10 protein-coding genes are annotated in these 13,337 nt (G+C 70.6%); 6 read left to right on the top strand and 4 right to left on the bottom strand.

Translation table 11 applies throughout. The features are described 5' to 3' along the window. Positions 1-423: 423 nt before the first annotated feature. From ABT123_RS22570 to ABT123_RS22560, 3 genes are read left to right on the top strand one after another with little or no spacing between them, the layout of a single operon-like run. Positions 424-1,575 carry an adenylate/guanylate cyclase domain-containing protein gene (locus tag ABT123_RS22570; RefSeq protein ID WP_502971019.1) on the top strand — a complete coding sequence of 384 codons (1,152 nt, stop codon included), beginning with the start codon at positions 424-426 and terminating at the stop codon, positions 1,573-1,575. 53 nt (positions 1,576-1,628) lie between these two features. After that, positions 1,629-2,441 carry an enoyl-CoA hydratase/isomerase family protein gene (locus tag ABT123_RS22565; RefSeq protein ID WP_351317531.1) on the top strand — a complete coding sequence of 271 codons (813 nt, stop codon included), beginning with the start codon at positions 1,629-1,631 and terminating at the stop codon, positions 2,439-2,441. 58 nt (positions 2,442-2,499) lie between these two features. Beyond that, a complete protein-coding gene (locus ABT123_RS22560; RefSeq protein ID WP_351317528.1) occupies positions 2,500-3,612 on the top strand; it encodes a GGDEF domain-containing protein in 1,113 nt (370 codons plus the stop codon). A gap of 10 nt (positions 3,613-3,622) precedes the next feature. Here the strand turns inward: ABT123_RS22560 and ABT123_RS22555 are convergent, their stop codons facing one another. Beyond that, positions 3,623-4,309 (bottom strand): hypothetical protein, encoded by a 687-nt coding sequence (locus ABT123_RS22555; protein WP_351317525.1) that lies wholly within the window; start codon positions 4,307-4,309, stop codon positions 3,623-3,625. 93 nt (positions 4,310-4,402) lie between these two features. Here ABT123_RS22555 and hutH point away from each other — a divergent pair, with 93 nt between their 5' ends. Continuing rightward, on the top strand, positions 4,403-5,944 hold the full coding sequence (hutH, locus tag ABT123_RS22550) for a histidine ammonia-lyase (protein ID WP_351317556.1): 1,542 nt from the start codon (positions 4,403-4,405) through the stop codon (positions 5,942-5,944). Positions 5,945-6,022: 78 nt separating this feature from the next. Here hutH and ABT123_RS22545 read toward each other — a convergent pair whose 3' ends face one another. After that, positions 6,023-6,334 (bottom strand): hypothetical protein, encoded by a 312-nt coding sequence (locus ABT123_RS22545; protein ID WP_351317522.1) that lies wholly within the window; start codon positions 6,332-6,334, stop codon positions 6,023-6,025. Between the two features lie 147 nt (positions 6,335-6,481). Between ABT123_RS22545 and ABT123_RS22540 the strand changes: the two genes are divergently transcribed. Both ABT123_RS22540 and ABT123_RS22535 read left to right on the top strand, forming a co-directional pair. Further along, a complete protein-coding gene (locus ABT123_RS22540; RefSeq protein ID WP_351317519.1) occupies positions 6,482-6,784 on the top strand; it encodes a hypothetical protein in 303 nt (100 codons plus the stop codon). A gap of 133 nt (positions 6,785-6,917) precedes the next feature. After that, positions 6,918-8,192, top strand: coding sequence for a L,D-transpeptidase (locus ABT123_RS22535; RefSeq protein WP_351317517.1), 1,275 nt, complete (start codon positions 6,918-6,920; stop codon positions 8,190-8,192). A 59-nt stretch (positions 8,193-8,251) separates the two neighbouring features. Here the strand turns inward: ABT123_RS22535 and ABT123_RS22530 are convergent, their stop codons facing one another. Beyond that, positions 8,252-10,261: a hypothetical protein gene (locus ABT123_RS22530; RefSeq protein ID WP_351317514.1), complete on the bottom strand. Its 2,010-nt coding sequence runs from the start codon at positions 10,259-10,261 to the stop codon at positions 8,252-8,254. A gap of 13 nt (positions 10,262-10,274) precedes the next feature. After that, positions 10,275-13,190, bottom strand: coding sequence for a hypothetical protein (locus ABT123_RS22525; RefSeq protein ID WP_351317511.1), 2,916 nt, complete (start codon positions 13,188-13,190; stop codon positions 10,275-10,277). Between the last annotated feature and the right edge of the window lie 147 nt (positions 13,191-13,337).

Here is a 13,337-nt window from a genome sequence, read left to right as displayed (position 1 = left end):
GACGCCCGGTGTACGCCGACAGGGCCGGATCGCGCACCCCCGACACCTCGATCGCCGACCAGTCCACCGGCACCCCGTGGCAGCCGTCCGCGCCCGGCACCCCCTTCCGGGGCTCCGCCCCGCACCCGCCTGGGGCCCGGACTCCGTCCGGCACCCCCTTTCGGGGCTCCGCCCCGCGCCCACCCGGGGGCCTGGGCTCTGCCCGGGGCTGCGCCCGCCTGGGGCCCACTCGCATGGGTGCATGGGGTTCGGTTGGGGCTGGGGCCCGGGGCGTATGGGGGGCCGGGGGCAGGGTGGTGGGGGCAAACGGGGGACGGGGAGTGAGCTACGGCACACCTGCCGTATGGTTTAGGCGATCCCGGTGGTCGCGGTGATCAACCGGTTCGGCAGGGCAGTGTGCACGGAATGGACAGGAGGCGGCCCTTGACCGTCGACGACACTGGTTCCGGCGCGCCCGCCTCGAACGGCCCCGCCACCCCGGTCAGACGGGACCAGCACACCCCGCTGCACGAGGTGGACCACACCGCGCAGCCCACGGCGGACCCTCTCGCCATCCGGCTGGAGCAGCTGATCCTGGGTGCGGAGCGCCGGTACACGCCGTTTCAGGCCGCGCGCAGCGCCGGGGTGTCCATGGAGCTCGCCTCGCGGTTCTGGCGTGCCATGGGCTTCGCCGACATCGGCCAGGCCAAGGCGCTGACCGAGGCCGACGTGCTGGCCCTGCGCCGGCTGGCCGGTCTGGTCGAGGCCGGGCTGCTCAGCGAGCCGATGGCGGTGCAGGTCGCCCGGTCCACAGGGCAGACCACCGCCCGGCTGGCCGAATGGCAGATCGATTCCTTCCTGGAGGGGCTGACCGAGCCGCCCGAGCCCGGCATGACCCGTACCGAGGTCACGTATCCGCTGGTCGAGCTGCTGCTGCCGGAGCTCGAGGAGTTCCTCGTCTACGTGTGGCGGCGCCAGCTCGCCGCGGCCACCGGCCGCGTGGTGCAGGCCGCCGACGACGAGGAGATGGTGGACCGGCGGCTCGCGGTGGGCTTCGCGGACCTGGTCGGGTTCACCCGGTTGACCCGGCGTCTGGAGGAGGAGGAGCTCGGCGAGCTGGTCGAGGCCTTCGAGACGACCGCGGCGGACCTGGTGGCCGCCCACGGCGGCCGGCTGATCAAGACGCTCGGCGACGAGGTCCTGTACTGCGCCGACGAGCCCGGCACGGCCGCCGAGATCGCGCTGCGGTTGATCGAGACCATGGAGGCCGACGCGTCGATGCCCGAGCTCCGGGTCGGGATCGCCTTCGGCACGGTGACCACCCGGATGGGCGATGTGTTCGGGACCACCGTGAACCTGGCCAGCCGGCTCACCTCCATAGCCCCGAAGGACGCGGTGCTCGTGGACGGCGCGCTGGCGGAGGAGCTGAGCCGTACGGGCGATGCGCCGATCTCGGAGAAGGAGGCGGAGGCGCAGGGCCCGGAGGACCGGCCGTACCGGTTCGCCCTCCAGCCCATGTGGCAGCGGCCCGTGCGCGGTCTCGGTGTGGTGGAGCCCTGGTTGCTGACGCGGCGGGCCTCTAAGATCCCCGGGTGAGGCACGGTAACGCTCGTTAACCGGCTCTTCGGCCGGTCGGGAGGGATTCGCTCATGGGTCAGCTGGGTCAGCGTTTCGGGGAGTTTGTCGAGGTACGGCAGCACGGCGGCGACGCGCCCGGGGTGGTGGAGCTGGTCCTCGACCGGCCCAAGGCGATGAACGCGGTGTCGACCGAGATGGCCCGGTCGATCGGTGCGGCCTGCGCCGCGCTCGCGGCGGACCCGGAGGCCCGGGTGGTCGTCCTGACCTCCACGCACGAGCGGGCCTTCTGCGTGGGCGCCGACCTGAAGGAGCGCAACTCCCTCTCGGACGCGGAGCTGGTCCGGCAGCGGCCGACCACCCGCGGGGCGTACGGGGGCGTGCTGGAGCTGCCCATGCCGACGATCGCGGCGGTGCACGGGTTCGCCCTGGGCGGCGGCTTCGAGCTGGCGCTGGCCTGCGATGTCATCGTCGCGGACGAGACCGCGGTGGTCGGGCTGCCGGAGGTGTCGGTCGGGGTGATCCCGGGCGGCGGCGGTACGCAGCTGCTGCCGCGGCGGGTCGGGGCCGCGCGGGCGGCCGAGCTGATCTTCACGGCGCGGCGGGTGGAGGCCGCGGAGGCGGCCGGGCTGGGGCTGGTGGACGTACTGGTTCCGGCCGGGCAGGACCGTACGGAGGCCCTCGCCCTGGCCGCACGCATGGCCGCGAACTCCCCGGTGGGGCTGCGGGCGGCCAAGCGGGCGCTGCGGCTGGGGCACGGGATGGACCTGGCGGCCGGTCTGGAGATCGAGGACGCGGCGTGGCGGACGGTCGCCTTCTCCGGGGACCGGGCCGAGGGCGTGGCGGCGTTCAACGAGAAGCGGAAGCCGAACTGGCCCGGGCAGTAGCCCCCGGCGAACCCTGCTCGCCGTCACCGACCCGGACAAAAGTCCCTAATCTGGGGTGATGGGAGTTGACGGGCGGCTGCGAGCCGTGGTGAGCCTGGCCCAGGCCATGGCTGCGGCGCATACGCCGAGGGACAGCGTGCGGGCCGCCGCGCGGGGTGCGCGGACGGCCATGGACGGGTCGTTCGCCGCGATCTCCGCCTGGGAGCGCGAGCGGGGGCGGCTGCGGGTCCTGGTGAACGAGGGGGAGCGGCGGTCCGGCGAGGAGGAGTTCCCGGAGGACGAGTCCTATCCCGTACACGACTTCCCCGAGATCACCGAGTTCCTGCACGAGCGCTGGGCGGGCGGCGGCGGCCCGCACGCATGGGTGGAGAGCGCGGGCGGCGGCCGGCCGGGCCGGCGCGGGGAGGCGCTGCGCCGGCGCGGACGCGGGACCTGTGTGGTGGCGCCGGTGGTGCTGAGCGGGCGGGCCTGGGGGGAGCTGTACGTGGCCCGGGACGAAGGGCTGCCCGACTTCGACGAGGACGACGCGGAGTTCGCGACGGTGCTGGCCGCGGTGGTGGCGGCCGGGCTGGCGCAGAACGAGCGGCTGGAGGAGGCCCGGCGGCTGGCCTTTACCGATCCGCTGACCGGACTGGCCAACCGGCGGGCCGTCGACATGCGCCTGGACGAGGCGCTGGAGCAGCACCGGTCCCGGGGCGCGGTGGTCAGCCTGATGGTCTGCGACCTCAACGGCCTGAAGAAGGTCAACGACACGCTGGGGCATGCGACCGGGGACCGGCTGCTGGAGCGGTTCGGATCGGTGCTGAGCCTGTGCGGGGCGATGCTGCCCGGCGCACTGGTCGCGCGGCTGGGCGGGGACGAGTTCTGCGTGGTCTCGGTCGGGCCGTCCGCGGACGAGGTGGTGCGGGTGGCGGAGCTGGTGTGTGCGCGGGCCGGCGAGTTGGAGCTGGGGGAGGGGGTGGCCTGCGGGGTTGCCTCCACCGGCGATGAGATCGGGCTGGTGAAGTCCTCGCGGCGGTTGTTCCGGCTGGCGGATGCGGCGCAGTACAAGGCGAAGGCGGCGCGGTCGGCGGAGCCGGTGGTGGCCGGGCGGGACCATGCGGTGGTCCGGCTGGCGGACGAAACCCCGGCCGACACGGCGGAACGCCGGCGTTTCCGTGGGCGCGGTTGAGCCCGAGCCCTCAATTGCAGTCGAGGGTGAGTTCCTTGGTCGCGGCGATGGGCTCTGCGGCGCCGGGGTTGATGGTCACGAGGTTGACTATGACGACGACGGACTTGGTGTTGGGGGCCTGGGGCGGCACCGTGAGCGAACCGAGGACCGAGTGGATCTTCTCCTTCCCGGTGAACTCGACCGAACCCTGCTGGGCCACGATGTCCTTGCCCTGCCAGGTGAAGGTGACCTTGCCCGTTCCGGTCGCGGTGATCTCGCCGTCGAGCTCCACCTTGTTCGGTTGGCCGCAGTTCACCTTGGTCGGCTGGGGGGTGAAGACCTTCGTGATCTCGACCTTGGTGACCTGCACGTTCCCCTTGGTGCCCGGTCGCGGCGAAAGGCAGGTGATGCGCCGGTCCTTGAAGGTGACGCGGTAGGTGCCGTGGGCGACGTCCTCGCGGGTGAGTGCACCCTTGGCGTCCACCCTGGTGGTCACCTTCACGCGGGGGCCGTCGATCCGTACCGACTGTTTCGCCGGGAAGCCGAGCAGGCGGAGGTCGTATTCCGTCCCATCCTCGCCGAGCGGGACTTCGACCAGCCGGCAGGAAGGTGCGGCGGGTGCGGCGGGTGCCCGGTCGGCGGCGACGGCCGTCGGGGGCAGTGCCACCGCGGAGACCAGCACGGGTGCGAGCAGTGCACAGCGGCGGTTCCGGTTCATACGACTCACGCTAGACCCGCGGGCCTGCCCCGGCAGGCGGAGCGACCCCTAGTGACACGAAGCGATTCAGTCCGTACTGTGCTGAATATGGATATGCACACTGTCGTGGTGGGGACGTCCGGGACCACCGCCGAGGACGTCATCGCCGTGGCCCGCGGGAACGCGCGGGTCGAGCTGTCAGCCGAAGCCCTCGACGCGCTCGGGCGGGCCCGCGCGATCGTGGACGCGCTGGCCGCCAAGCCGGAGCCCGTGTACGGGGTGTCCACCGGGTTCGGCGCCCTCGCCACCCGGCACATCTCCCAGGACCTGCGGGCCCAGCTCCAGCGCAACATCGTCCGCTCGCACGCGGCCGGCATGGGCCCCCGCGTCGAGCGCGAGGTCGTCCGCGCGCTGATGTTCCTGCGTCTGAAGACCGTCGCCTCCGGCCACACCGGCGTACGCCCCGAGGTCGCCCAGACCATGGCCGATGTGCTCAACGCCGGGATCACCCCCGTCGTGCACGAGTACGGCTCGCTCGGCTGCTCCGGCGACCTCGCGCCGCTCTCGCACTGTGCGCTCGCCCTGATGGGCGAAGGCGACGCCGAGGGCCCCGACGGCACCCTCCGGCCGGCCGGCGAGCTGCTCGCCGAGGCCGGGATCGCCCCCGTGGAGCTCCGGGAGAAGGAGGGGCTGGCGCTGCTGAACGGCACCGACGGCATGCTCGGCATGCTGTGCATGGCCCTCGCCGACCTGCGCAAGCTCTACACCTCCGCCGACATCACCGCCGCGCTCTCCCTGGAGGCGCTGCTGGGCACCGACAAGGTGCTCGCCCCCGAGCTGCACGCCATCCGCCCGCACCCCGGCCAGGGCGACTCCGCGGCGAACATGGCCGCCGTACTGAAGGACTCCGGTCTCACCGGGCACTTCCAGCACGACGAGGCCCCGCGCGTCCAGGACGCCTACTCGGTGCGCTGTGCGCCGCAGGTGGCCGGCGCCGGCCGGGACACCCTCGCGCACGCCGCCCTGGTGGCCTCCCGCGAGCTGGCCTCCGCCGTGGACAACCCGGTGGTCCTGCCCGACGGGCGGGTGGAGTCCAACGGAAACTTCCACGGCGCGCCGGTGGCGTACGTGCTGGACTTCCTGGCCATCGCCGCCGCCGACCTGGGCTCGATCGCCGAGCGCCGCACGGACCGGCTGCTGGACAAGAACCGCAGCCACGGCCTGCCGGCCTTCCTCGCCGACGACGCCGGCGTGGACTCCGGCCTCATGATCGCCCAGTACACGCAGGCCGCGCTGGTCAGCGAGATGAAGCGGCTGGCGGTCCCCGCCTCCGCCGATTCCATCCCCTCCTCCGCCATGCAGGAGGACCACGTCTCCATGGGCTGGTCCGCGGCCCGCAAGCTGCGGACGGCGATCGACAACCTGACCCGGATCGTCGCCATCGAGATGTACGCGGCCACCCGCGCGATCGAGCTGCGCCACGGCCTGACCCCGGCACCCGCCTCCCAGGCAGCGATCCTGGCGGCGCGGGCGGCCGGCGTGGCGGGCCCCGGGCCGGACCGTTTCCTCGCCCCTGACCTGGCCGCCGCCGAGCAGTTCGTTCGTACGGGTGGGCTCGTCGACGCGGTGGAGTCGGTCACCGGACCGCTGGCCTGACCCGGCACCCGGTACGGCACCGCTGAAGGGCCGCTCCGCGCATCCGCGGGGCGGCCCTTCGGCGTGTGGCGGGGTGGGCTACACCGCGCGGGTGCGGCGGGCCGAGAACACCACGAAGCCGGCCCCCACGCCGAAGCAGGCGATGCCGCCGAAGACATACGGGGTGGTGCCCACCCCGCCGGTCTTGGCGAGGGCGAGGTGGGTCTGCCCGGAACCGGATGCGGAGCCCTTCAGGTGGAGGACGTCCGCCGGGGCCACCGCGTTCGCCGGGGCGACGGCGGGCAGGCCGGAACGCTCCGGCGCGGTGGCATTGGCGGAGGGGACGAACCAGAGGGCCCCGAGGAGGGTGGTCGCCCCGAGAGCGGTGAGCAGCGGTCGACGTGCGGACACGGGTCGATCCCCCTTGTGGCAGCAGCGAATTGGCCGTGTGCGCCGATGCTAATGAAAGGGGCGGGTCGTGGGGAAGTCGGGGTGGCCGCCAGGCTTACTCTCCGTCGTATGGAGACATCTGACACTGCAAGATATGTCCGGCTTCGAGTGGATTTGGTACTGGAAGTCCCGGATCCGGATGCACTCACCGGAGCGGCTCTCGAGCACATCAAGGCCGACGAGTTCATGCCCGACGAGGAGCGCGGCCACGCCGAGGCCGCCGTGCGCGAGGACGCGGCGGAGGCCCTCGCCTACCTCATCGACCCCACCGACCTGGTCGCGGAGATCCCCGGAGTGGAGCTCGCGCAGGCCTCCTGGAGCACCGAGCCGGTCGAATACGACCCCGACTCCATGGAGTGGGACATCGACGAGGAAGATGGGGTCTTTGACGAAGAGAACGACAACGCCTGACAGTGGGGTGGCCCACATCCGGACGGATTGTGGAACCGATCCGGCACGTGCACGCGTTGTCTGACCCAGGGCAGGAGGCGCAGCCGCCTGCCCTGGGCCCCTTCCCGGGCCTCGTCCCGGGATTCCGGCAACGATGGAGTGGCGTGTGAGGACGTACAGCAAGGGGCGGAGAAGGGGCCTGACGGCCATATCCGCCCTGCTCGGTGGCGTACTGGTGCTCTCGGCATGCAGCGACGGCGGCAGCGATGAGAAGCCCAAGGGCGGCGAGGCGACGGGCAAGTCCCAGGCGGACGTCGACGCGGCGGCGGCCAAGGACGCCTCGAAGGCCCGAATAGTCATCGCGCCCAAGGACGGCGCCACCAATGTCGGCCTCAACTCCGCCACCACCGTGACGGTCAGCGACGGCACCCTCACCAAGGTGGAGATGAAGTCCTCCGAGGGCGCCGCCGTCGCGGGCAAGATCTCCGCCGACGGCAAGAGCTGGAAGCCGGAGGGCGCCCTCAAGCGCTCCACCAAGTACGCGCTGTCGGCCACGGCCAAGGACACCGAGGGCCGTGAGGCCCACGAGAACGCCTCCTTCACCACGGTCTCCCCGGAGAACAGCTTCGTCGGCTCGTTCACCCCCGAGGACGGCCAGAAGGTCGGCGTCGGCATGCCGGTCTCGATCACCTTCAACAAGGCGATCAAGGACAAGAAGGCCGTCCAGTCCGCGATCACCGTGACCTCCAGCACCGGCCAGGAGGTCGTCGGCCACTGGTTCAGCGCGCAGCGGCTCGACTTCCGGCCCGAGCAGTACTGGCAGGCCAACTCCACCGTCACGCTGAAGATGAAGCTGGACGGCGTCCAGGGCGCCCCCGGCGTGGTCGGCGTCCAGGACCGCACCGCCACCTTCCAGATCGGCCGCAGCCAGGTCTCGGTGGTCGACGCGAAGACGAAGAAGATGACGGTCAAGCGGGACGGCCAGGTCGTCAAGACCATCCCGATCTCCGCCGGCTCCCCCGCCACCCCGACCTACAACGGTCAGATGGTGATCTCCGAGAAGTTCAAGGAGACCCGGATGAACGGCGCCACCGTCGGCTTCACGGACGACGACGGCAAGGGCGAGTACGACATCAAGGACGTCCCGCACGCAATGCGGCTGTCGACCTCGGGCACCTTCATCCACGGCAACTACTGGGGCGACGACTCCATCTTCGGCAGCGTCAACACCAGCCACGGCTGTGTGGGCCTGAACGATGCCAAGGGCGCCAACGACCCGGGCCAGCCCGGCGCCTGGTTCTTCGACAGCTCGCTCATCGGCGACGTGGTCACCGTGGTCAACTCCCCGGACAAGACCATCAAGCCGGACAACGGCCTGAACGGCTGGAACATGAGCTGGACCGAGTGGAAGGCCGGCTCCGCCGTCTGATCCCGCAAGGACACTACGGCGGGCCCGGCCAGGGCCCGCCGTACGCGTTCGCCCGCCGGTCAGAATCTGAGCAGCAGCTGGAACTGGTCGACCCGCTTCTCCAGGTCGCGGTAGCGCTTCTCGAGCTCCACACGCAGGGTGCCGTTGCGGCGCGCGGCCAGCCGCAGTGCCGCGTCCGGCCCCTGCGCCCGGGGCTGGACCACCTTGTCCGGGATGTCGTCGTACGCCGGATCGGCGCCGGTGCGCCGTACGTGGGCGAGCACCTGGGACTCCCACATGGCGGGACGGGCGTACGGGAACCGCAGGTAGTGGCGGAGGATCCGGTCCCAGTCGAGGCCGCCGGCCGTGCTCGGGTCCGTGTTGACCTCTGTCACCAGGTGACGGGCGACGGCCATCGACGCGAACCGGGCCAGCCGCCGGGTCTCCTCGTGGACGGGCAGGCTCTTCCCGGTGTCCTTGGACATCAGGGTGTGGGTGCCGATGTGCTCACCGCTGGCACCGTTGTCCGACCGGGGGTCCAGGGGGTTTCCCTGGCCGAAGTCACGGGCGGTGTCGAACTGCCGGCTGAGCCGGCGGCTGCGTTCCAGTTCCTGCTGGCCTTGGGCGAGCAGATTGATCAGGAACCCGCTGACCCCCGGGGTGAGAGCGCCGAAGTCCTCCATCTCCCGGTCGGTGGCGATGGCGCGCAGCCAGGCGTCGCGGGCCGCGTCGTTGAGGAAGCCGCGGCTGTACAGATGCGCGATCCCCTTCTCGTACAGGCCGTCGCCGAGCTGTTTGACGTGCAGGGCGAGCCGCTTTTTCAAGTAGTCCTCGTCCCGGCCCAGCCGGGACCGCTCCTCCTTGTTGAACAGCACGCGCAGCAGGACGAGTTCGGAGTCGTGCAGCCGGGTCGGGCGCTTGGAGCCGTACGAGGTCTGCATGTCCTCGGGGAGGCTGACGAAGAGGTGCTCCATCCGGGCCAGCGCCCCCTCCATGCTCTCCAGGGCCAGCGAGAGGGTGTGGAAGAGGTCCTTCTTGTCGAATCCCGCCGTGAAGACGATGCCGGTGGCCGGCTCGGACTTCTCCGGGTCCAGGGTGTTGACCGGCCGGTAGAGCGGGTAGCGCAGGCGCCGCAGATGGGCCCGCACCTGGTGGGCGCGGCTGGGCCGGTCCTCCCCGGAGCCGGAGCCGGAGCCCGGTTCCGGAGTGCCGGTCCGCTCGGGCGGCAGCCAGTGCGAGGCCACGTTCGCGGCGAACCAGCGCCGGTACTCCTCGTCGGTCTCGCCCTTGGGGCGGCCGGCGCGGAGCTCGTTCCACAGATGCAGTTCGAGGTGGTTGGAGTGGAAGAAGTAGTCCTCCACCCCGTGCAGTGCCTTGCCGAGCCCCGCCAGCACGTTGTGCCGGCGCGGGTCCCCCTTTGCGGCCCGGGACGCCTGCTTCCACTCGACCTCCAGCTTGCTCAGCGATTCGGAGAGGTAGTCGGTGTACTCCTCCAGGTAGGCGGAGAGGCCGTTCGGCCCCTTGCGGTACAGCCGGTGGTTGACCCGGCTCTCGCCGAAGAGGACGTACGGCGGGAAGTCGGTGTGCTCGTGCGGGTAGTACTGGGTGAAGAAGGCCCGGTAGATGCGGGTCACCTCGGCCGCCGGCAGCCGCTCGATGTCACCGAGGGCGGGGGCGAGGACCGGGTGCCAGACCTCCGCCTTCTTCACGTCGTCGGCGAAGACAAGATGGGTGACCCCTTCGAAGACGTCTTGGAAATACGCCGCGAGCTTGCCGTGGCGCTTTCCGGCGGGCTCGTGCACGCCGAACATCCGGTCGATCCATTCGTCGAGGTCGACGGCCCAGTTGAGGATGGCCTCCGACACCAGGGTGCCGATGATCGGCACGAGGGCGAACAGCCCGAAGGTCCCCAGCCCCTGCCCCCACACGGTCCGTTTGGCGAGCATGTTGGCGTACGGGTCGCGGAACTGGCTGATGTCGGTGAGGTAGTTGCCGAACTCCAGGCAGATCCAGTCCTCGTCCGGACGCAGCGGGGCGACCGTCCGGTGGACGTGGCGGAAGATCTCGGCATGCCGGTGCAGGTCGCCCATGCCCGTCGCCCCCCTACGGCGTGGTGTAGTCGGGCAGGGTGGCGTCCGCCTGGAGGTACACGAGGGTGGTCGGGACCACCACTTTCCACGGGTCGCCCTCGGGCGTCGCACCCTCCAGGTCGTCGGTCCGCGCCTTGAGCTCCTCGACGATGGACACGAACATCGGGTCGTCGAGGTGCGGGGGAGTACCGCCGTTCCACAGGGCGCCGGTTTCCACGTACTGCAGCAGTGCGTCGTTGTACGCGGTGCGCACCGGCACCACCACACGGGCCGCGCCGGCCTGCAGGAACTGGTTGAAGTGCGGGTCCGGGTCGTTGAAGGCGAGGCGCTTGTTCCAGGTGCTGGGGCGGGACCAGAAGTACGGGTAGAAGAGGTAGGTCATCTGTTCCCACTCGAAGGCCTGCTCGAAGAACTGGATGAACCTGGCCTCGTTGGCGGCCTCGTTGAGGTCGACGACCGGCGGCGTGCCGCTGACGCTGTCGAAGGAGGAGTAGTCCTCACCGGTGAAGACGGTGATCGACTGCTTCTTGAGCTCGTTGCGGATGATCTGGAGGTTGATCCCGGGGTTCCGGCCCTCGATCACGATGCCGCGGGCGACCTCGGCAGCCTTCACCTTGTCCTCGTAGGCCGCCCGGGCCGCCTCGTACGCTGCGACGATCTTCTCGAAGGTCTGGATCTGCCAGATCTCGTACGCGCGGTAGGTGCGCTCGCAGAACACCTCGACGTTGACGGCGTACGCGCGGACGTCATGGGTGACGATGCTGATCGGGACGACCGCGTCCTCGCCGTCGAGGTCGTACGTGCCGCTCGGGTCGTTCTCCTCCAGCCCCACATGGATCGTGAACAGCTTGTTGCTGCCCACCCAGCCCGAGTAGTTGTAGCCCCAGCTGCGCGCCACATAGCCGTCGGGGACGATCAGGTCCTTCGAGGCCTTGGAGCTGGTCTGGTTGTCCTGCATGCCGCTCTGCTCGAAGGCGGCGGTCATGACCTTCCACTGCGGAGGCGGCGGAGTGATGCCCTGCACGTTGTAGGCGCGGACGTAGTTGCCGAAGTTCCAGTACTGCACGTCCGAGTGGGAGAGCAGACCGAGGTCCTCCGGCATGCGGATGTCGAGCTTGTTCGCCGGATCGTTCTCCTGCGAGAAGTAGTAGTACGCGGCGGGCTCGGGCACGACGAACTCGAACATCATCCGGCGGCCGTAGTTGTAGACCTGGGCCTCGTAGTGCTTGTCCACCCACCGATAGATGCCGGTGACGTGCCCGCCGCCGGCCGGGCTGTTGTCGATTCCGTGGATGTTGGACTCTTCGATCTCCTTCAGCGTCTTCGTCACCCGCTCCTCGCGGGCCCGCTTCTGGATCTTCGTGAGCGAACGGTCGACCACGTCCCGTGCGAAGTTCAGGCTGTTCTTGACGGTTTCGGTGGTGGACTGGCTGTAGGCGAAGTTCCCGTACGCGCCGAGCTCGACCGGGCCGTAGGAGGCCGAGACGGTGATGCCGGCATCGACGCTCATGTCCTCCTTGATGGTTTTCTCCGACTCTTTCTTCAGTTCGAAGCGGTCGGTGGTCTGGTTGTCCCGCTCGGTCTCCTCGACCGTCTCCGTCTCGACGGTGAAGGTCTGCTCGGTGCGGTCCAGACGGCGGTGCGTGCGCTCCTTCTTCTCACCGTCGAGGACGTTCTCGATATGGGCCACCTCGCCCGCGACATAGCGCAGCAGCTTCTGCTTGACCACCTTGAGATCGCCGATGCCCAGCGGCCGGATCACCGGGCGCACCACCCAGGGGAACGGCAGCGTCGGAGGCTCGTACTCGACCTCCGGTGACGCCTCGGGCTGGTACTTCAGGCCGAAGGACTGCATTCCGGGCAATGCGGCGGCGGCCGGCGGCATGGTCTCGAACAGCATCGGGTCGTTGGAGCTGACGATCCGGTCGGTGACGGCGCCGAGCCGGGTCTGCAGCGCCTCGATCACCAGTGGCTTGTCGGAGAGCGACTGCCCGAGCGGCAGCGACTCCACGACCCGCTTCGCCGCCGCGGGGAGGTTCGCGACGGTCTCGGCGGGCAGGGTGCGGCGTACCGTCTCGGTCTCCGGGGAGGCGGGGCGACCGCCGATGGGCGGCGGCAGCGTCCCGCCGAGGGTGTTCTCGTGCCGGCCCTGCTGGACGGTGACGTCGAAGCGGGTCTCCCGCAGGGTCTTGGCGGCGGCGCTGAGCTCCAGGAACTCCGTCCACTGCACCGTGTACCGCTTCGCCTTCGCGGCGTCGGCGGCCTGCTGCGCCTCCGAACGGGGCGTGGGTACGACGGGCTGGGGCTCGGCCTCGACGCCGAGGCCGGGCAGCACCAGGGTGGTCTCGGCGACCCGGCGCAGCGTGGCCAGCTCCTCGAAGGCCACTTCGGCGGCGACCAGTTCGACCAGCCGCAGCGCCCGCAACGCGCCGACCAGCTCGTCGACACTGCGCGGATCCTGCCGCCCCAGCAGGTAGAAGCTCTGCAGCCGGTCCCACACCTCGTCCCGGACCTGGCCGACCTGCTCGTCGGCGAGGAACTCCGCGGGGTCCTGCCCGAGCGCCTCCCGCACCTGCGCCGCCACCTGCCCGGGCTCGCGCGCGTCGATGGCATCCTGCAGCGCCCGCCCCACCGCGCGCAGCCGGTCGGAGACATCCCCGGGCGGCAGCTCCGGCTCCAGCCCGCGTGCCTGTACGTACTCCTGGAGCCGCTGGGCGAACTCCCCGTGCGAGGGGCCTCCGAGCACCGCCCGCCGGTCGCCTTCGCCCCCACCACCACCGGTCATGTCATCCACCACCTGGCCGACGGCGGTGTCGCCGGGTGGGCGGCCGTCCCGGATGACGTACGCGACGGGATCCGTCGTATCGGGAAGTACGGGCGGACGAAGGGCAACGAATCGAAAGACGTCGTGCTTCAGTTCGGCTGCCACGGGCCGGCTCCTTTGCCTGAGGGCTTCCCTAGCGTCCTTCCCAGGCTAGGACCCAGCCGCTCGCAGCCGGTCTGATCAGACTTTCACTCCTCCAATGGAGTGGACCCCCGGCGTGTCGGGTTTCCGGCCGGAATCGTCCGAAGTCGC

Origin of the sequence: Streptomyces sp. NPDC002054 (genome assembly GCF_040296685.1) — a bacterium.
Lineage (GTDB): Bacteria > Actinomycetota > Actinomycetes > Streptomycetales > Streptomycetaceae > Streptomyces.
This window is presented reverse-complemented; position numbering and strand designations above follow the sequence as displayed.

Bases quoted from the DNA above. Each gene is read 5' to 3' on its own strand.
- hutH (WP_351317556.1), top strand. From the start codon at position 4,403: ATGCACACTGTCGTGGTGGGGACGTCCGGGACCACCGCCGAGGACGTC.
- ABT123_RS22565 (WP_351317531.1), top strand. From the start codon at position 1,629: ATGGGTCAGCTGGGTCAGCGTTTCGGGGAGTTTGTCGAGGTACGGCAG.
- ABT123_RS22555 (WP_351317525.1), bottom strand. From the start codon at position 4,309: ATGAACCGGAACCGCCGCTGTGCACTGCTCGCACCCGTGCTGGTCTCC.
- ABT123_RS22535 (WP_351317517.1), top strand. From the start codon at position 6,918: ATGGAGTGGCGTGTGAGGACGTACAGCAAGGGGCGGAGAAGGGGCCTG.
- ABT123_RS22530 (WP_351317514.1), bottom strand. From the start codon at position 10,261: ATGGGCGACCTGCACCGGCATGCCGAGATCTTCCGCCACGTCCACCGG.
- ABT123_RS22560 (WP_351317528.1), top strand. From the start codon at position 2,500: ATGGGAGTTGACGGGCGGCTGCGAGCCGTGGTGAGCCTGGCCCAGGCC.